Raw genomic sequence first — 17,763 nt, forward strand, 5'->3', positions numbered from 1 at the left:
CGGGGGAAGAGCGGTCGGCCCCGCACCGGGGCATGGGCCTCCCGGCGCTGTCTTCTCGTGTGGCAAGGAGGGCCGGCTGTGCTGGAAGCCGTGGGTGTGAGCGCGTTCGACGAGGACGTGTACCGGGCGGTGTTGTCGGGACAGCAGTGCACGGTGGCCGATCTCGCGGAGAACGCGGGCGCCGGAGTGGCGCGTACCGGGCAGGCGCTGAAGCGGCTGGCCGACCTCGGTCTCGTGCGGCGGGTGGGCCGGGGCCGCTGGGAAGCGGTAAGCCCCCGGTCGGCGCTCTCGGCCCTGCTGCACCGGCGTCGGTCCGAGGCGGAGACGATGTACGGCGAGGTGGAGGCGGAGCTGTCGGCCCTTCATCGCCTGTACTGGGCGAATCAGTTGACGTCGGACCCGGAAGCCCTGATGGAGGTGCTCTCGGACCCGGAGACGATCGCCCGGCGGATCGACGAGGTGAACCGGTCCGTCACCACCCATTTGTGGACGCTGGACAAGCCGCCGTACCTGGACGCGGTCGGCCAGCCGCACTTCCACGAGCAGGAGAAGACGACCACCCGCGCGTGGGTGGAGCGCGGCGTGGACATCCGGGGCGTGTACTGCCTGGAGTCGATCGATCCGCCCGGCCGGATGGAGACCGTCCTGCGGCTCGCCGCGCTCGGCGAGAAGTCACGGCTGCTGCGTCATCTCCCCTTCAAGGCGCGGATCGTGGACCGCAGGGTGGCGATGGTGCCGCTGACCGGCGGCAGCAAGGAATCCATCGTGCTCGTGCATCCGTCGGGCCTGCTGGACGGGCTGATCGAGCTGTTCGAGGCGTACTGGGAACGCGCCGAACCCCTGCTCGCCCCTCAGGTGGAGGAGGTGGAGGAGGGGCCCAGCGAGGAGGAGCTGGTGCTCGTGCGCCTGCTGCACGCCGGCTTCAAGGACCAGGCCATAGCCCGGCAGTTGGGGGTCAGCGTGCGCACGGCGACGCGGCGGGTGGCTGCTCTGATGCGCACGCTGGACGCCGATACGCGGTTCCAGGCGGGGGTGCGGGCGCGGGAGCGCGGCTGGATATGAGCCCGTCCGGGGTGGTGCGGATGGCGCCGGCGGCTCCCTCGCGGCCTCGGGCCGGCGACCGAGAGGTGTCGGCCCGGGGGAGGCGAAACGCGCCGCCCTCCGAACTCCCGACCGGAAGATCACCCGATCGAGTCGGCGTGGCGCCCCGCGCGGCCGAAGCGGCCGGTCCGGGCCGTTCGGTCGCCGATTCGGCACGGTGGGTGACGGAGCGTTCGTATGCTGTGTGCGAGCGCCTGGTCACGCACCGCCACGGAGGGGGCCTTCTTGTCCGTACAGTCCGATATCGCCGCGTACGCCTCGTCCTCGGCCGGGGGCCGCGACGCCGGCGGGCCGTGGCACGAGCGGGCGCGGAGCGTCGTCGCGTACGGAGGGTTCGATCCCCGGCTCGCCGCCGAGGCGGAGCACCGGGCGGACGAACTGACGCCCAAGGACCTGCGGATGCTCCTGCTCGTCACCGGCGACCATCCGGGGTGGCTGCCCGCCAGGCGGCGGGCGCTCGCGGTGGCGGGCGGACGGCCGGACGGGGCGCTGCGGGTGCTGGCCGCGCACTGCCAGGTGGAGGTCTGGCCGCCGCCCTCGTACGAGGAGTCCGTCGAGCGGTCGCCGGACGGCGGAGTCCTCCATGCGGCGGCGGTCAGGATCGGGCCGGCGGGCGAGGTGACGACCGGGCCTTCGCGGACGGGGTCCTCGCCGGACCTGGCCCGCCGGGCCGCGGCCGACGCCCTGCTGCGCGCGCTCGCCGGCCTCGGCGACGCGGCGGAGCCGCGGCGGCGGCTGCCGGGGATGGGGACGGAGGTGTTCGAGTCCCTGCTCCAGGTGCGGGTGGACGGGGGCGCGGAACCGGGCGACGAGCTCCAGGGCGAGCTCGCCCGGCGGGCGGCGGCGTCCCGGCTGCGCCACCGCGACGTGCTGGTGCTGCTGTTCGACGCGACGGGCCCGGGGTGGCGGTCGGTCCGCGAGCGCGCGCTCGACCAGACGGCACGGATGCCGCCGGCCGCCGAGACCCTGCTGCGCTGGCAGGCCCGGAGGCGTACCGCGACGCTCTCCCCCCGCACGGCCCCGGCCGATCGGGGGTTCGTCTCGGCCTGGACCTGGGAGGAGGCCGGCGGGGAGACCGTCACCGGACCGGCGCGAACCGGCGACGACCCCCGGACGGCTCAGCACCGCGCGGCGGTCGCCCTCCTCGCCCGCATGGGCGGGCTGCCCGAGCCGCAGGCCCCCGCCGCCACGACGGGCGGCACGCCCAGGGCGTCCGCGCGGATCCAGCCGGTGCCCCAGGGCATGGACCCGGTGAAGTACCTGAACAAGTACACCCAGTTGGGCCTGATCACGAAGCCGGAGTCGGCCCTCTCCCCCTCGCGGAAGACGGTGACCTGTACGTACACGTGCGGGCACGTGGCCTCGGCGACGACGGTACGGGCCGGGGGCACGGCGAAGAGCAAGGCGGACGCGCGCAGGGCGGGCGCCGCCGCGCTGATGCAGAAGCTCGTCGCCCTGGACACGCGGTGGGCCGAGGAGGCGACGGCAGCTCCGGCGGCTTCACCGGCGGCCTCGTCACCCGCTCCCCCCGGGCCCACGGATCCTTCGAAGGCTCCGGAGCCGCCGGCGGTCCCGAGGCCGGGTGCCGTCACGCTGCCCCGCCCCCGGCCGGGGGCCGTGCCGCCGGCCGGGGAAGGGCTGTCGGCGGGGGAAGGGCTGTCGGCCGGGGAAGGGCTGTCGGCGGGGGAAGGGCTGTCGGTCGAGACGGTGGTGGGGGAGGCGCTCGCCGCCGGCTGCGCCCTGTCGTTCGTGCCCCCGGCCGGAGGCGAGCCGGCCCGGATGCTGCTGTACCGGACCGACGGCCTGCCGATGCCCGAAGTGCCGCTCCCCGCCCCGCTCGCCCCGTCCGTCCGCCGGCTCGCGGTCCCCGGGGCAGGGGCGCCCGTGCGGGTCGCCGGCTGGCTGCTCCCCGTCGGCCGGGCCGTACCGGTGCTCCTCGCGCGGGGACGGATCTCCTCGTGGCACCCGACGGCGGTGGAGTGGGAGTGGGTGGCCCGGCTGGGCGCGCGCCTCGTCGCCGCCGGGCTCGTCCACCCTGCGCTGACGCCCGAGGGCGCCGCCCGGTGGAGGGTCGGGCCCCTCCCCGCCGACGCGGTGCGGGCCGCGGGGGAGTTCGCGCGGCACATGTCACCCCACGCCCACGCGGTCCTCGCTGAAGGCGACACTGGGGCCTCGGCCGGGGGCGGGGACGGGACCCAGGCCGTCGCCGAGGACGGGGCCTGGGCCGGGGCCGATGCCGAGGACGGGACCCGGGCCGGTATGCCCGCGTCGGAAGCGGTCCTCGCCTTCCTGCACGCCGTCGCCGACGGGCTGGTACGCACCCCGGCGGCGGCCATGTTCGGCTCCGGCGCCTTCCTGTCCCCCGACGGGGGCCTGGTCCCGCCCGCCGACGCGGACGCGGTGCGCCCCTGGCTCGACGCGCTCGACGACCTCCTGGACGACGGGCCGCCGCCCGGCCTCGTACTCGACATCCGGACCCCGTCCGAACCCACCGACGAGAACGTCCGTCTGACGTGCCGTCTGCTGATCGACCCCGACCCCGACCCCGACCCCGTCCTCCACCCCGATCGACGGGGAGCGGCCGAGGCCTCGGCCCGTCCACCAGAAGAGGAAGAGGGGGACGACCACCTCACGGGCGTCGACCGGCACCGGCTGCGCGAGCGGGCCGGGCGGCGGCTGGAACGGCTGGCGCGCCACTGCCCCGTGCTCGCCGGGCTGGCCGCGCAGCCCGAGGCGCTCGCCCTGGACGCCGAAGGGATCGCCCAGCTCCTCCGCGCGGAGGAGGACCTGTCCGCCCACGGCCTGCGGATGCGCTGGCCGGTCCGGCTCCGCGAGGGCTTTTCCGCGTACGCGGTGGTCGGCACTCCCCCGGCAGCCTCCCCGGCCGCCGCCCCGGCCGGCGCGGCGCCGAGGTTCAGCCTCCAGGCCCTGCTCGACTTCCGGTGGCAGGTCGCCCTCGGGGACGACGGTCTCAGCGAGGCCGAGATGGACTCGCTCGCCGAGGCCGCCCGCCCCCTGGTCAGGATCCGGGGCCGGTGGGTGCTCCTCGACCCCGCCCTGCGCGCCCGCGCCCGGAACCGGCGGATCGGCCGGCTGTCCGGGATCGAAGCGCTCACGGCCGCGCTCACCGGCACCGTCGACGTCGACGGCCGCCAGGTCGCGTGCCGGGCGGCCGGGGAACTCGCCGACGTGGTGACGGCCCTGCGGCGGGGCGAGAACGCCTCCCCGGTCGCCGCGTCGCCCCGGCTGACGGCGGTGCTGCGCGGGTACCAGGAGCGGGCGCTCGCGTGGCTCGCCCACACGAGCGCGCTCGGGTTCGGGGCCGTCCTCGCCGACGACATGGGCCTCGGCAAGACCCTCACCGCCCTGGCGTACGCGCTCCACCGGCAGGAGGCGGGGCACCGCGGGCCCGTCCTGGTGGTGTGCCCGTCCTCGCTGGTCGCCAACTGGCAGCGGGAGATCGGCCGTTTCGCCCCCGACCTGCACGTGGTCCGCTACCACGGCCCCGCCAGGAGCCTGGACGCCGTCGGGGAGCGCACGGTCGTGCTCACCACGTACGGCGTCCTGCGGCAGGACCGCGACCTCACGGTCCCGGCCTGGGACCTGGTCGTCGCGGACGAGGCCCAGCACGCCAAGAACGGTTCCTCCGCGACCGCCCGGCACCTGCGCGCCCTCGCCTCCACGGCCCGTCTCGCGCTGAGCGGCACCCCGGTGGAGAACAACCTGTCCGAGCTGTGGACGCTGCTCGACTGGACCAACCCCGGTCTCTTCGGCACGCTCAAGGCCTTCCGCTCCCGGTACGCCGCGGCGGCCGAGCGCGATCCCTCCGGCCCTGCCGCCCGGGCCCTCGCCGGGCTCGTCGCCCCCTTCCTCCTGCGGCGCACCAAGGCCGACCCGGGCATCGCCCCCGAACTGCCCGCGAAGGTCGAGGTCCGCAGGGTCGTCGAGCTGACCCCCGAGCAGGTCGCCCTCTACGAAGCCGTCGTCCGCGAGACGACGGCCCAGATCGCCGACTCCCCCGCCACGGCGCGCTCCGGCCTGGTCCTCCGGCTGATCACCGCGCTCAAGCAGATCACCAACCACCCGGCCCACTACCTCCGCGAGCCCCATCCGGGACCCGCCGGCGCCGACCTGTTCGCCGGGCGGTCGGCCAAGCTCGGGGCGCTCGCCGAACTCGCCGGGACGATCGCCCGGCGCGGCGAGTCCGCCCTCGTGTTCACGAGCTACGTCGCCATGGGGCGGCTCCTCCAGGAGCATCTGGAGCACCTGGGGCACCGGCCGCTGTTCCTCCACGGCGGCCTGGACGCCCGGCGGCGGCAGGAACTCGTCGACGCCTTCCAGAACGGGCGGACCCGCCTGTTCGTCGTGTCGCTCAGGGCCGGCGGCACCGGCCTCAACCTGACCCGGGCCAGCCACGTCGTCCACTTCGACCGCAGCTGGAACGCCGCCGTCGAGGACCAGGCGTCCGACCGCGCCCACCGCATCGGGCAGCGGCGGACCGTCACCGTCCACCGCCTCGTCACCCGCGGCACGATCGAGGACCGGATCGACGAACTCCTCGCCCACAAGCGCGCCCTGCAGGACTCGGTGCTCCCGGCCGGCGACGGTTTCCTCGGCCGGCTGACCGACCGCGAACTGGCCGACCTCGTCCGTCTGGGAGCACCCGAGTGACCTCGCACCTGGCCCACCAGCACACGACCGCGGGCTGGGCGACCGCCTTCGCCGACGCCTTCCGGGCGACCGCGGTCTCCACGGCGGTCCCGGCCGCCGGGCGCCGGCTCGCCGACGAGGGCGCCGCCGGGCCGGTCACCGTCGGCGACGGCTTCGCCTCCACCACGATCCGGCGGCCCGACGGGACGTCCCTGCGGGCCCGGCTGCTCGTGCCCGTGCTGACCGAGCGCCAGTGGGACGCCGTCTACGCCGCGATCGCCGCCGACCCCCGGGTCCGCGACGCCGCCGCCCCCGGCAACGTCACCGACCTCCTCACCGATCCCGCCTACACGGGCGGGATCCCCCTCGTCCCCTCACCCGCCGACTTCCGCTTCGACTGCGGGTGCGGGGAGCGCGTCCTGTGCGCGCACACGGCGGCGCTCGGCCACCTCCTCGCGGACCGCGCCCGCACCGCGCCGGGCCTCCTGTTCGCCCTCCGCGGCCGGGGCCACGGCAAGCTCCGCGCCCACCTCCGGGCCCATCCGCGGGTCCCGCCGCGCGTCGGCGCTCCCGGCTCCGCGCCCCGCGACACGCGGACGGACTCCCCCGCGGGGCCGGCCCCCGGGGCCCGCTCGCCGGTCCCGGACGGGAGCGTGCGGACCACCGCCCTGCCTCCGCCGCCCGCCGTCGACACGGACGGCACCACGTCCGTGTGGGAGGCGGTCACCGACGATCCCCCCGCGGCGCTGCCGGACCTGGCCGCCCTGCGCTCGCTCGTGCGGGACGCCGCCCGGCGCGCCGCCGCGCTCCTCCAGGGCCACGCTCCCCCGGCCCTCGACACGGCCACCGACATCGCCCGCTTCACCGCCGAGGGCGACGGCGCCCATCTGGCCACCGCCGCCGCGCACCTCGGCCTGACGCCGCCGCAGATGCGGGACCTCGCCGCCGCCTACCGACACGGCGGGCCCCCCGGGGTCGCCGCCCACCTCACCCCGGGGGACGCCGATCCGGCCGTGCTCGCGGACGCCGAAGCCGCGATCCAGCCGCTGCGGCCCGCACCCCGCGCTCCCGTCGAGCGGCGCGGCAACGAACTCACCGACCCCTCCGCGGGCGTCCGGCTCCGCCACGGCCCCGACGGGCGCTGGTACCCGTACGTCGGGCGTCACGGCGATTGGCAGCCCGCGGCCGCCCCCAGCCGGGACCCCGCGACCGCGTACAAGGAGGCCCGCCTGGCGGCCCGAACGCTCCGCTGACCCCTCGGGCCGCCGTCCGGCACGGGCCGCCGTCCGGTTCAGACGGAGAGGAGGTCCACGACGAAGACCAGGGTCGAGCCCGGCGGGACCAGCGGCGAGGGCGACTGCTTGCCGTAGCCGAGGCGCGGGGGGACGACGATCTCGCGCCGGCCGCCGACCCTCATCCCCCGCACGCCCCGGTCGAAGCCCTTGACGGCCCGTCCGCCGCCGAGGGCGAACTTGAACGGTTGGCCCCGGTCCCAGGAGGCGTCGAACTCCTTCCCGGACGCGAAGGTGACGCCGACGTAGTGGACCCTGGCCACCATGCCCGGCTTCGCCTCGGCGCCGTCCCCGACGACCAGGTCCCGGATGGTCAGCTCGGTGGGGGCGTCGCCCTCGGGAACGCCGACCTCGGGCTTCGTCGGTTCGGTCATCGCAGCCTCTTCACTCTCCACGGGCGGCCCTGGCGCGGGCCGGCCGGACGCGTGGACGCTCCACGCAGCCGACGGTCACGCTACCGAGCGCGCCGCTGCCCGGCGCGCGGCGGCGTCGGCGGAGGAGGCGACGAGGTGGTGACGGTCGCCGGGCGGCTCAGTCACCGCCTGGCCGTCCCCGCGCCGCCCGGCCTGCCCCCGCTGCGCGAGCGGGCCGACGCCTGGGACGAGCGGCTGCGCGCGGACGCCGTGTCGCTGCCGCACGCCGTGCCGCGTCGCGTCCTGGACGCCGCCGTGGCGACCGTACGGGAGCTGGGCAGGACCCAGCCGGACACGCTCGTCCACGGCGACCCGCACGCGCGGAACATCCTGCGGGCCGACCGGGAGCCGTGGCCGGCCGTCGACCCCAAGGGGTACGCGGGGGATCCCGCCTACGACGGCGGCACCCTGCTCAAGTCCCGCGCGCTCGCGCTCCTCGGCTCGGACGACCTGGCCGGGTCCGTCCGCCGGCTCCTGGACGGCTTCGCGGACGCCGCCGAACTCGACCGCGAGCGCGTACGCCGCTGGGCCCGGTTCCCTGCCGTGCGGGCCTCGTTCTGGGGGCGCCGGCACGGTTTCCGCGTCGCGCGCACCGGTCCGCTGCTGGACGGGATCACCCGGTTCGCCGACCACCTGGCCGAGGTGCTCACCGAGCGGGCGTGACCCGGGAGGACACCGGCTCGGAGCGCGAGCGAGGGCGGGGGGAGGGACAAGCGGCGGGCGGGAAAACGTTTGGCGGAGCCCGGTGGGCCTTGCTAGCTTTCGGGAGGCCGTGCGAGAGAACGAGGAGGTGGTACCCGTGAACGCAGTTTCGACATGGGTGCTCTCCTCCGGGGTCACGGTCGGGCGATAGGTCGTCCGGGAGCGCCGTTCCCTCGCACTCCCGAAAGGCACGCTCGTGCACTTCACCTCCGAACAGCGCCTCGACGACGGCGTCCTCGAACGCGAATTCGTCCTCGGCGAGATCCCCGGCACCCTGTGGACTCCCGGGTCCGCCGCGCCGGTGCCGCTGGTCCTCATGGCCCACAACAACGGCCTGCCCAAGGCGGACCCCCGTCTGGTCGCCCGGGCCCGCCACACCGCGGCGCGCGGCTACGCGGTGGCCACCATCGACGCCGCCGGATGCGGCGACCGGCCCCGCTCCGCCGCCGCCGAGCGGGCCCGCGACGAGCTCCGCCGGGCGATGCGGGCGGGCGAACCGGTCGACGAGATCTTCGAGTCGTTCATCGGCCCGATGGTCGAAAACGCCGTCCCGGACTGGCGGACCACGCTGGACGCCCTCCTCCCGCTGCCGGAGATCGGCGGCCCCGTCGGCTACTCCGGAGGGTGGACGGCCCTCGGCATCCGGCTCGCGGTGACCGAGCCGCGCATCGCCGCCGCCGGCTTCTTCGCCGGGGGCTACGTGCCCCGCGCCCAGCGCGAGGAGGCCCGGCGGGTGACCATTCCCCTGCTGTTCCTGCTGCAGTGGGACGACGAGGGCAACCCCCGGCAGCGGGCCCTGGACCTGTTCGACTCCTTCGGCAGCGAGGAGAAGACCCTGCACGCCAACCTGGGCGGACACACCGGCACTCCTGCGTTCGAACTGGAGGACGGCTGCCGGTTCCTGGACCGCCACCTGAAGTGAGCCCCCCTCACGGTGGCGCGCGCACGGTGCGCGGCGTCCGTCCCCGCCGGGCGGCTGCCGCGCACCGTGCGCTGTCAGAGCCGTGTGCGAGCGTGAGGAGGTGAGGAAGCCGGGTCGTGAGGCGGGGAGGGGAGAGCGGTGACCGCTCTGGAGGACGGGTGGGACGGCATGGGGTGGGACTGGTCCGACCACGCGGACGTCCGCCGGCGCCTCGACGGGGGCGCCGATCCGGAGAGGTGGAGCGGGGGGCGCCCGCTGCACCGTGCGGCATGGGCCGGCTCCGCGGAGGTCGTGGCGGAACTGGCCGGCCGGGTGGCGGACGTGGACGCGCTGGAGGGCGGGGTGACGGCCCTGTGGGTGGCCGTCCTCGACGGAAAGACGGAGAACGCGCGGGCCCTGGCCGCCGCCGGGGCCGATCCCTGGCGGGTGTCGCTCGGCGGCTGGTCGCCGGGGCGGCTGAGCCTCGCGGGGCCGACGCCGGAGCTCTTCGCGGTCCCGGCGGGGGTGGGCCTGAGCCTCGGGGAGCGCGCGGCGGCCGAGGAGGGCCGCCGGCTCGTCGCGGCGCTGGGCGAGTTCCCCTACGACGGCTTCGGGTTGGCCTGCGTGGCCGGGATCGACACGGCCGAGGCGGTGCGCCGCCTCGGCGCGGAGCCGGTGCCGGACGACGTCATGGGGGAGTTCCTCGACGACCCGTACGGGTACGACATGGACGAGAGCCTGCGCCTCGTCGGCGTGACGACCGTGCCGGGCGGCTGCGTGGTGACCCAGCCCTGGGGGTACGCGCCGCAGATGCGCGGCGTGCTGGCCCCGCTGTCCGCCGGCACGTTCTGCTACGGCCTGTACGCCAACCCCAAGAGCGGCAACCAGGGCGGCATCGCCCGCGACGGGGCCGTGGAGGCCGGGGACCTCCATCCGGGCGGCGGGCCCAACGAGGACGACGGGCCGGAGGAGGTGCTGAACTCCTATCTGTACCGGTACCGGGCGGTGGCCTACGCGTACGCCTTCGCGGGACTGCGCCCGACGGACGCCCGCTCCGCGCTCGGACCGCCGGACGTGTGGGTCGAACTCCCGGACCGCGACCACCGGCACCCCTGACGGGCCCGTCCCGGCCGACCGGCCGGTGACGAGGCCGGCCCGGCTCCGCCCCGGGCGCGGCCCGGAGGCTGACGGCGAGGCGTTCGGTGTCGACGAGGACCCCGTCGCAGTCGGATGTCACCGGCCCTCTCGGCCTGGCCGTTCCCGCGGAGGGGGCGGGGCTCACGTCCCGTCCGGCGCCAGCGGCGACAGGGGCCGCTCGAAGAAGGTCTCCAGGACCACCGTGGCCCGGGTGCCGCCGACGCCGTCGATGGCGTAGATCCGGCGCAGCACGTCCTGTAGCTGCTCGGTGGTCGCGGTCCTGACCTTCACGAGCACGGAGGCGCTGCCGGCGATGACGTGCGCCTCCAGGATCTCGGGGAGCGCGGCGAAGTCCCGCGCCGAATCCCCCATCCAGGAGGTCGAGTCGACCATCACGTAGGCCAGGACGGCGCTGCCCACGGCGGCCGGGTCCACCTCGACGGTGGTGCGCCGGATGACGCCGCGCTCCTTCAGCTTCCGCACCCGCTCGTGGGCGGCGCCGGCGGACAGTCCGACGGCCTGCCCCAGGGCGGCGTACGGCTGGGTGGCGTCCCGCTGGAGCTCGGCCAGCAGGGTGCGATCGATGTGATCCACGACTCTCCATTCGAGATTTCCCGTGCGGAACCGTATCTCATCTTCCAGTATGGGATTCGAGCCGACTGACATTCAGTTTCCGGCTCGGGTACGGCATGTGACGTCTCTCGTGAGGAGTGGACCCTGTGAGCAGCGAGCGCCCCGGGCTGTACGAGATGTTCGACGAGCGGTTCCGGACCGGCCGGTGCATGAACGGCGACGACGCGCTGGAGGTGCTGTTCACCGGCTGCCGCTGGGCCGAGGGGCCGGTCTACGTGCCCGCCTGGCGGCAGGTGGTCTGGAGCGACATCCCCAACGACCGGATGCTGCGGTGGGACGAGGAGACCGGAGCGGTCGGCGTCTTCCGCCGCTCCGCCGGCCACACCAACGGCAACACCCTCGACCGCGAGGGCCGGTTGGTCACCTGCGAGCAGGGCAACCGCCGGGTGACCCGGACCGAGCACGACGGCACCCTCACCGTGCTGGCCGAACGGTGGCGGGGCAAGCGCCTGAACAGCCCCAACGACGCGGCCGTGAAGTCCGACGGCTCGATCTGGTTCTCCGACCCGGACTTCGGCATCACCAGCGACTACGAGGGCCACCGCGCGCAGAGCGAGATCGGTTCCAACAACGTCTACCGGATCGATCCGGTCACCGGCGAGGTGCGGCTGGTCGCGGACTGCTTCGGCGCGCCCAACGGGCTGGTCTTCTCGCCCGACGAGCGGCGGCTGTTCGTCTCCGACACCCGCGCGGGCCTCATCCGGGTCTTCGACGTGCGCGAGGACGGCACCCTGTCCGAGGGCACGGTCTTCGCGAAGGCGGGCGACCGCGAGAAGGCCCGCTTCGACAACCTGCGCTTCGACGACGACGGCCGGCTCTGGGTGGCCGCGATGGACGACGGCGTGCACTGCTACGACCCCGACGGCACCCTGATCGGCCGGCTCCGCGTCCCCGAGGCGGTCGCCAACGTCTCCTGGGGCGGCGCCAAGCGCAACCGGCTCTTCATCGCCGCGGAGACCAGCCTGTACTCGGTGGTCATGGCCGTCACCGGCACGCACCCGACGGGTCCGGGACGGCAGCCCTGGCGGTAGCCGGCCTCCCGCCGCCCCTCCCCCGCGCCCGGACCGTCACCCCGTCGGCGCCGCGGTCCCCCGGAAGGTGCGGCGGTAGGCCATCGGCGAGACACCGATGGCCGCGTGCAGGTGCTCCCGCAGGGAGGTCCCGGTGGCGAAGCCGACCTGGCCGGCGATGTCGTCGACGGCCAGGTCGGTGGTCTCCAGGAGGTGCTGGGCCCGGGCCACCCGCTGCTGGATCAGCCAGCGCCCCGGGCTCGTCCCGACCTCCTCGCCGAAGCGGCGCGCGAAGGTGCGCAGGCTCATCCGGGCGTGCCCGGCGAGTTCGGCCAGCGTCAGCGGCTCGTGCAGGTTCTCCAGCGCCCACTGCCGGGTGGCCAACGTGCCGCTCCCGGCCTCCGGCGGCACGGGGTGCTCGATGTACTGGGCCTGCCCGCCGTCCCGCCACGGCGGTACGACGCAGACCCGCGCCACGTGGTTGGCGACGGCCGCGCCGTGGTCCCGGCGCACGAGGTGGAGGCAGACGTCGACGCCGGAGGCGGCGCCGGCCGAGGTCAGCACGGAGCCGTCGTCCACGAACAGCACGTCCGGGTCCAGCCTGACCTCCGGGTACCAGGACCGGAAGACGTCGGCGACCGCCCAGTGGGTGGTGGCGGGCCGGCCGTCGAGCAGTCCCGCCGCCGCCAGCACGAAGGCGCCCGTGCAGATGGACACGATCCGGGTCCCGGGACGGATGGCGGCGAGGGCCTCGCCCGCCCCCGGCGGCAGCTCGCGCGAGAGCCGGGAGAGGTCGAAGGGCGGCAGCAGCACCGTGTCCGCCGTCGCGAGGATCCCGGGGCCGTGCCCCACGGTCACCGAGAAGTCGGCGTTCGTGGCGACGGGACCGCCGTCGACCGAGCAGGTGAGGACCTCGTAGCGGTCCTGGAGGGCCCCGAAGACCCGGCTCGGGATGCCGAGCTCGAAGGGATACACCCCGTCCAGGGCGAGGACGACGACGCGGTGGACACTCATGGCACGATCCCGTCGGAAGTTGGCATTCATGCCATGGTACCGGGGCGGGCCCTCCGGCGAGGCTGGACGGCATGACGAACCCCACCACCGCCCCGGACCCCACCACCGCCACGATGCGCGCCATCAGCCAGAACGCCCACGGCGCCCCCGAGGTCCTGGAGCAGGTCCTCCTGCCCCGTCCCGTTCCCGGCCCGGGCCGGATCCTCGTCGCCGTCCGCGCGGCGGGCGTCAACCCGACCGACTGGAAGCACCGCGCCGCCGGGCTCTTCCTCGACCGGCTGCCGCTCGTCCTCGGCTGGGACGTGTCCGGCGTGGTCGAGGCCGTCGGCTTCGGCGTCACCCTGTTCAAGCCGGGCGACGAGGTCTTCGGGATGCTGCCCTACCCGGACGGCGTCGGCTCCCACGCCGAGTACGTCACGGGTCCCGCCCGCGCCTTCGCCGCCAAGCCCGCCGCCCTCGACCACGTCCAGGCCGGCGCCCTGCCGCTCGCCGCCCTCACCGCGTACCAGGCGCTCGTCGACACCGCGGCAGTCCGCGCCGGGCAGCGCGTCCTGATCCACGCCGCCGCCGGCGGGGTCGGCCACCTCGCCGTCCAGATCGCCAAGGCCCGCGGGGCGTACGTCATCGGCACCGCCAGCGCCGCCAAGCACGAGTTCGTCCGCTCGCTCGGCGCGGACGAGGTGATCGACTACCGCACCACCGACTTCCGCGACGCCGTCCAGGACGTCGACGTGGTGCTCGACCCGCTCTCCGGCGACACCCGGGCCCGCTCCCTCGACGTCCTGCGCCCCGGCGGCGTCCTCGTCTCGATCCTGCCGGGCTCCGACCCCGACGAGGCCGCGAAGGCCGCGGCCCGCGGGATCCGCGTGGAATCGCTCCTCGTCGAGGCGGACCACGCCGGCATGAACGCCGTCGCCGGGCTGGCCGCCTCCGGGGCCCTGCGCGCCCATGTCGAGGCCGTCTTCCCGCTCGCCGAGGCGGCCGAGGCCCACGCCCTGGGCGAGACGAACCGCACGACCGGCAAGATCGTGCTGACCGTCCCGTAGGCACCGGCCCGCTCGTCACCCCTCGCGCCGTGCCGTCGCGCGGCCGGGGGCCGGGGCGGCCCCCTCCGACCGCGAGACCCGGGCGACGGCGAGGAGCAGCACGCCGCAGGCGGCGACCACCGTCCAGCCGGGGCGGGCCGCCCGGGCGAGGTCCGCCGGGCCGGCGCCCGCCACCAGGCCCCCGGCGAGGGCGATGCCGAGGGCGGCGCCCAGCTGCCGTGCGGTGGAGGTGATCGCCCCGGCCACACCGGCGCGGGCGGGCGGCAGCCCCTCGACGGCGGTGTGGGTGATCGGGGCGTTGGCGAAGCCGAACCCGACGCCGACGAGCCCGTACGCCGCGAGCAGCAGCACCACGCTCGTGTGCGGGGTCAGCCGGACCAGGCACAGCCCGCCGGCCGTGAGGAACGCGCCGGCCAGGAGCAGCGGCGGGCGCGGCCCCGCGCGGCCCACCATGCGACCGGACCACGGCGCGCAGACGGTCGCCCCGAGGGCGAGGGGCAGGGTCGCCGCCCCGGCGGCCAGCGGCGTCCAGCCCCGGGTGTGCTGCAGGTAGAGGGTGTTGAGCAGCAGCGCGGTGTTGAGGGCGACGAAGACCGCCACCGCGCCGACGACGGCACCGCTGAACACCGGACGCGCGAAGAGCCGCGGATCCACCAGCGGCTCGGGGCGGCGGGACTCGACGCGGACGAACCCGGCCGCCGCCGCGACGGCGCCCGCGCACCCCGCCAGCGCCGCCGGCGACGTCCAGCCGACGCGCGGCCCCTCGATGAGGACGCCGACCACGAGCGCGAGGAGGAGGGCCAGCAGGACCTGGCCCGGCGGATCGAGCCGCCGGGCCCGCGGCGCCCGGGACTCCGGCACGAACACCGCGCTGAGCAGCAGGGCGGCCACGACGACGGGGACGTTGACCCAGAACAGCGCCCGCCAGTCGAGCCCGGCGAGCAGCATCCCGCCCGTGACGGGGCCGGCCGCCATGCTCAGGCCGAAGACCGACGCCCAGACGCCGATCGCCCGCGCTCGTTCCTTCGGGTCCGGCATCGCGTTCACCACGATCGCGAGGGCCACGGGGCTGAGCATCGAGGCCCCCGCCCCCTGGAGCGCGCGGGCCGCGACGAGCACGCCCGCCGACGGGGCGAGCGCGCAGAGGAGCGAGGCCGCGCCGAACACGGCGAGCCCGCACTGGAAGACCCGGCGCCGCCCGAACCGGTCCGCCAGCGCGCCCGAGGAGATCAGCAGGGCGGCCAGGACGAGCGTGTACGCGTCCACGACCCATTCGAGAGCGCGCGTGTCGACGCCCAGGCCGCGCCCGATGGCCGGCAGGCCCACGTTGACGACGGTGGTGTCCAGGCCCACCACGAACATGCTCAGGCAGCAGACGGCCAGGACCGTGCGGCGTCTGCGCGCGCTCAGCCCGGCGGACCGGGCCGGGGGCGAGGGCGGCCCCGGGGGCGGCGGCGCGGTCGGGTGCGTCTTCCGGAGCGCGCTCCGGCGCGCGTTCGGGTCTGCGGGCGTCGTGGTCACGGTCCACCTCTTGTCGTCCGGGAACGAAGCCCCGCAAGACTCGCCCCCGACCGCGACCGCTTCCCACGGTTTTTGCGAACACTGCAAAACTGGGGTCGTGGACACAGGAGCCAAGGACGCGGAGCTGGAACGGATCCTCGACGGCATCGGGCCGCGGTTGCGCGCCCTGCGCCGGGAGCGGGGGCTGACGCTGGAGGCGCTCGCGGCCACGACGGGGATCTCGGTCAGCACCCTGTCCCGGGTCGAGTCCGGCAAGCGGCGGCCGACGCTGGACCTGCTCATCCCGCTGGCCCGGGCCCACCGCGTCGCGCTCGACCAGCTGGTGGCGGCGCCGGCCAGCGGGGACCCCCGGGTGCACCTCCGGCCCCTGCGGAAGAAGCGGGGAAGCGTCCTCGTCCCCCTGACGCAGTACCCGGGCCGCGTGCAGGTCTTCAAGCAGGTGCCGGCACCGCGCGAGCCGGAGCCGGTCACCCACGCGGGGTACGAATGGCTCTACGTCCTCGCGGGCCGGCTGCGGCTGGTCCTCGGGGACCGGGAGTTCACGCTGCGCCCCGGCGAGACGGCCGAGTTCGACACCTCCGAACCCCACTGGTTCGGGCCGGCGGACGCGAACGCCGTGGAGATCCTGCACCTGTTCGGCCCCCACGGGGACCAGGCCGTCGTCCGCGCCCGGCCGTCCGAGGGGCCGTAAGCCCCCTGGAGGGCGCCGTGTCCCTTCGCGGGCCGCGTCGTTCGCATAGGCGGTCTTCGGTCGATCGGTTGCGAGGTGGGTCATGCGGGTCCGAAGGGTGTCGGGGAGCGTCGGCGGGTCCCGGGGCGGGGCAGCGGCCCCGGGCGGGCGGACGAACGCGCTGGACCGGGCCTTCGCCCTCTTCCACGCCCGGGGCGCCGTGCCCGTGGTGGTGGGGCACGTCCTGGACTTTCCCGCCGCGTCGTTCACGCTCGACGGGCTCCGCGCGCGCGTGGCCGAGCGGGCGCCCGGCCTGGACGCCCTCCAGGTCGTGGCGACCCCGGGAGCCCGCTCCTGGACGCGTTCCGCCTCTCCCCGCACCGGGGCGCACGTCACCGAGGAGCGGGTGGACGGCCGGCTCGCCGAGGCGACCGACGCGGTGTGGCGCCGGCCGCTGCCCGGCCGTCCGGCGCCGGGCTGGGACCTGCGGGTGCTGACCTGCGGGAGCGAGCGGGTGCGGCGGATCTGCTTCCGCGTCGACCACTCCGTCGTGGACGGCGTCGGCGCGGCGCACCTGGTGGCCGCGCTGCTGGCCGACGAGCCCGTCGCCGGGCCGTACCCCTACCGGCCGCCGGCTCCGGGGCGCACCTCCCTGGCGTGGCTGCGCGCGTCGCCGTTCAAGAGGTTCCCCGAGGACGAGACGGTGCCCGCGGGATGCGCCTCGGCGCCGAGCGGGGTGCCCGCCACGGCGTACGCGGACGTCCCGGACGCGGAGCTGCGGGCGGTGGCGTCGCGGTGGGGGTCGGGCGTCAACGACGTGTACCTCGCCGCCGTGACGGGTGCGCTCGCCGCCCTCCAGGTGCGGCAGGGGGAGCCGGTGCGTGACCTGAGGGTGGTCATGCCGATGTCGGTGCGCACGCGGGAGGCCCGGCTCTCGCCGGGGAACGCCGCCCTGCCGGCGGTCCTGCGGTTGCCGTGCACGGTGCCGGAGCCGGGCGGGCGGCTGGCGGCCGTGGCCGCGCAGACCCTCGCGCACAAGGGGTCCGGGCTGCGCGAAGGCGGCTGGAAGGCACTGCTGCGCGTCCCGCCCGCCCTCCTGCACCGGGGGATGGAGCGCCCCGCCTTCCGGCTGGCCACCAGCCACATCGACATCACGGGCGCCTATCGCGTCCTGGGGGCTTCCCCGCTCGGCGCGAGCGTCTTCGGCCTCAACAGCCCCGGCATGCTGGGCTACTTCTCGCTCACGCGGGCGGCGGCCACCGCCCGCGTGACGGTCGTGCACGACCGCTCCCACCCGGCGGCGGCGGAACTGCCCGGCCTCTGGGTGGACGCCCTCGCCGAACTCGCCGGACCCGCCCGGATCTCTGAACACGCGGGCCCCGTGGCGCGCCTCGCGCCACCGCCCGCGACGGTGCCCTGGCCCCCGCCGGGAGCCCCGGCGTAGTCCCCGCCCGCCCGCGGTCGGCCCGGGTGCGGCGCCCCGCCGCGGCCGGGCTTCCGGTTCTGCCGCCGGGCCGTGGTCGTGCCGGCGGCCCCGCACCCCTCCTCCTCAGAGGGGTGCGGGGCCGCCGTGGCTCAGGGGCCGGACAGCCCTACTTGGGCATGAGGACGGTGTCGATGATGTAGACGTTGGCGTTGGAGGTCTTGACGTTGCCGCAGACGACCTTGGAGGT

14 protein-coding genes and 1 pseudogene are annotated in these 17,763 nt (G+C 76.0%); 10 read left to right on the top strand and 5 right to left on the bottom strand.

The window, feature by feature from the left end; all coding sequences use genetic code 11:
* The first annotated feature begins 78 nt into the window (after positions 1–78).
* From ACFW6A_RS35050 to ACFW6A_RS35060, 3 genes are all read left to right on the top strand, one after another.
* Positions 79–1,062 (top strand): transcriptional regulator, encoded by a 984-nt coding sequence (locus tag ACFW6A_RS35050; RefSeq protein WP_386645633.1) that lies wholly within the window; start codon positions 79–81, stop codon positions 1,060–1,062.
* Between the two features lie 264 nt (positions 1,063–1,326).
* Positions 1,327–5,772, top strand: a complete 4,446-nt coding sequence (locus tag ACFW6A_RS35055) for an SNF2-related protein (protein WP_386645636.1) — start codon at positions 1,327–1,329, stop codon at positions 5,770–5,772.
* Positions 5,769–7,004, top strand: a complete 1,236-nt coding sequence (locus ACFW6A_RS35060) for a hypothetical protein (RefSeq protein WP_386477954.1) — start codon at positions 5,769–5,771, stop codon at positions 7,002–7,004. Before ACFW6A_RS35055 ends, ACFW6A_RS35060 begins: the two co-directional genes overlap by 4 nt.
* 38 nt (positions 7,005–7,042) lie before the next feature.
* Here ACFW6A_RS35060 and ACFW6A_RS35065 read toward each other — a convergent pair whose 3' ends face one another.
* Complete coding sequence (locus ACFW6A_RS35065; RefSeq protein ID WP_386477951.1) at positions 7,043–7,417, bottom strand: FKBP-type peptidyl-prolyl cis-trans isomerase; 375 nt, start codon at positions 7,415–7,417, stop codon at positions 7,043–7,045.
* A 135-nt stretch (positions 7,418–7,552) separates the two neighbouring features.
* On the opposite strand from ACFW6A_RS35065, the gene ACFW6A_RS35070 reads away from it, so the two are divergent.
* From ACFW6A_RS35070 to ACFW6A_RS35080, 3 genes are all read left to right on the top strand, one after another.
* Positions 7,553–8,119 (top strand): aminoglycoside phosphotransferase family protein, encoded by a 567-nt coding sequence (locus tag ACFW6A_RS35070; protein WP_386477948.1) that lies wholly within the window; start codon positions 7,553–7,555, stop codon positions 8,117–8,119.
* A gap of 235 nt (positions 8,120–8,354) precedes the next feature.
* Entirely contained in the window at positions 8,355–9,080 is a 726-nt protein-coding gene (locus ACFW6A_RS35075) for a dienelactone hydrolase family protein (protein ID WP_386477946.1), read from the top strand.
* Positions 9,081–9,218: 138 nt separating this feature from the next.
* Entirely contained in the window at positions 9,219–10,175 is a 957-nt protein-coding gene (locus ACFW6A_RS35080; protein ID WP_386645639.1) for an ankyrin repeat domain-containing protein, read from the top strand.
* Positions 10,176–10,337: 162 nt separating this feature from the next.
* Here ACFW6A_RS35080 and ACFW6A_RS35085 read toward each other — a convergent pair whose 3' ends face one another.
* Complete coding sequence (locus ACFW6A_RS35085) at positions 10,338–10,790, bottom strand: Lrp/AsnC family transcriptional regulator (protein ID WP_351850230.1); 453 nt, start codon at positions 10,788–10,790, stop codon at positions 10,338–10,340.
* A gap of 155 nt (positions 10,791–10,945) precedes the next feature.
* Between ACFW6A_RS35085 and ACFW6A_RS35090 the strand changes: the two genes are divergently transcribed.
* Positions 10,946–11,860 carry an SMP-30/gluconolactonase/LRE family protein gene (locus tag ACFW6A_RS35090; protein WP_386477975.1) on the top strand — a complete coding sequence of 305 codons (915 nt, stop codon included), beginning with the start codon at positions 10,946–10,948 and terminating at the stop codon, positions 11,858–11,860.
* Between the two features lie 36 nt (positions 11,861–11,896).
* Here ACFW6A_RS35090 and ACFW6A_RS35095 read toward each other — a convergent pair whose 3' ends face one another.
* Positions 11,897–12,853, bottom strand: a complete 957-nt coding sequence (locus tag ACFW6A_RS35095) for a GlxA family transcriptional regulator (RefSeq protein ID WP_386645642.1) — start codon at positions 12,851–12,853, stop codon at positions 11,897–11,899.
* 113 nt (positions 12,854–12,966) lie between these two features.
* On the opposite strand from ACFW6A_RS35095, the gene ACFW6A_RS35100 reads away from it, so the two are divergent.
* Entirely contained in the window at positions 12,967–13,899 is a 933-nt protein-coding gene (locus ACFW6A_RS35100) for an NADP-dependent oxidoreductase (protein WP_386645651.1), read from the top strand.
* 15 nt (positions 13,900–13,914) lie between these two features.
* On the opposite strand, the gene ACFW6A_RS35105 is transcribed toward ACFW6A_RS35100, so the two are convergent.
* Positions 13,915–15,420 (bottom strand): MFS transporter, encoded by a 1,506-nt coding sequence (locus ACFW6A_RS35105; protein ID WP_351850226.1) that lies wholly within the window; start codon positions 15,418–15,420, stop codon positions 13,915–13,917.
* Between the two features lie 97 nt (positions 15,421–15,517).
* On the opposite strand from ACFW6A_RS35105, the gene ACFW6A_RS35110 reads away from it, so the two are divergent.
* Positions 15,518–16,111, top strand: coding sequence for a helix-turn-helix domain-containing protein (locus ACFW6A_RS35110; RefSeq protein ID WP_386645645.1), 594 nt, complete (start codon positions 15,518–15,520; stop codon positions 16,109–16,111).
* A gap of 82 nt (positions 16,112–16,193) precedes the next feature.
* The gene (locus tag ACFW6A_RS35115; RefSeq protein ID WP_386645648.1) at positions 16,194–17,534 is read left to right on the top strand and encodes a hypothetical protein; all 1,341 of its coding nucleotides are present in this window, start codon (positions 16,194–16,196) and stop codon (positions 17,532–17,534) included.
* 148 nt (positions 17,535–17,682) lie between these two features.
* Here ACFW6A_RS35115 and ACFW6A_RS35120 read toward each other — a convergent pair.
* Positions 17,683–17,763, bottom strand: a pseudogene (locus ACFW6A_RS35120) (fasciclin domain-containing protein); the annotation flags it as partial.

Origin of the sequence: Streptomyces sp. NPDC058758 (assembly GCF_042746075.1) — a bacterium.
GTDB lineage: Bacteria > Actinomycetota > Actinomycetes > Streptomycetales > Streptomycetaceae > Streptomyces.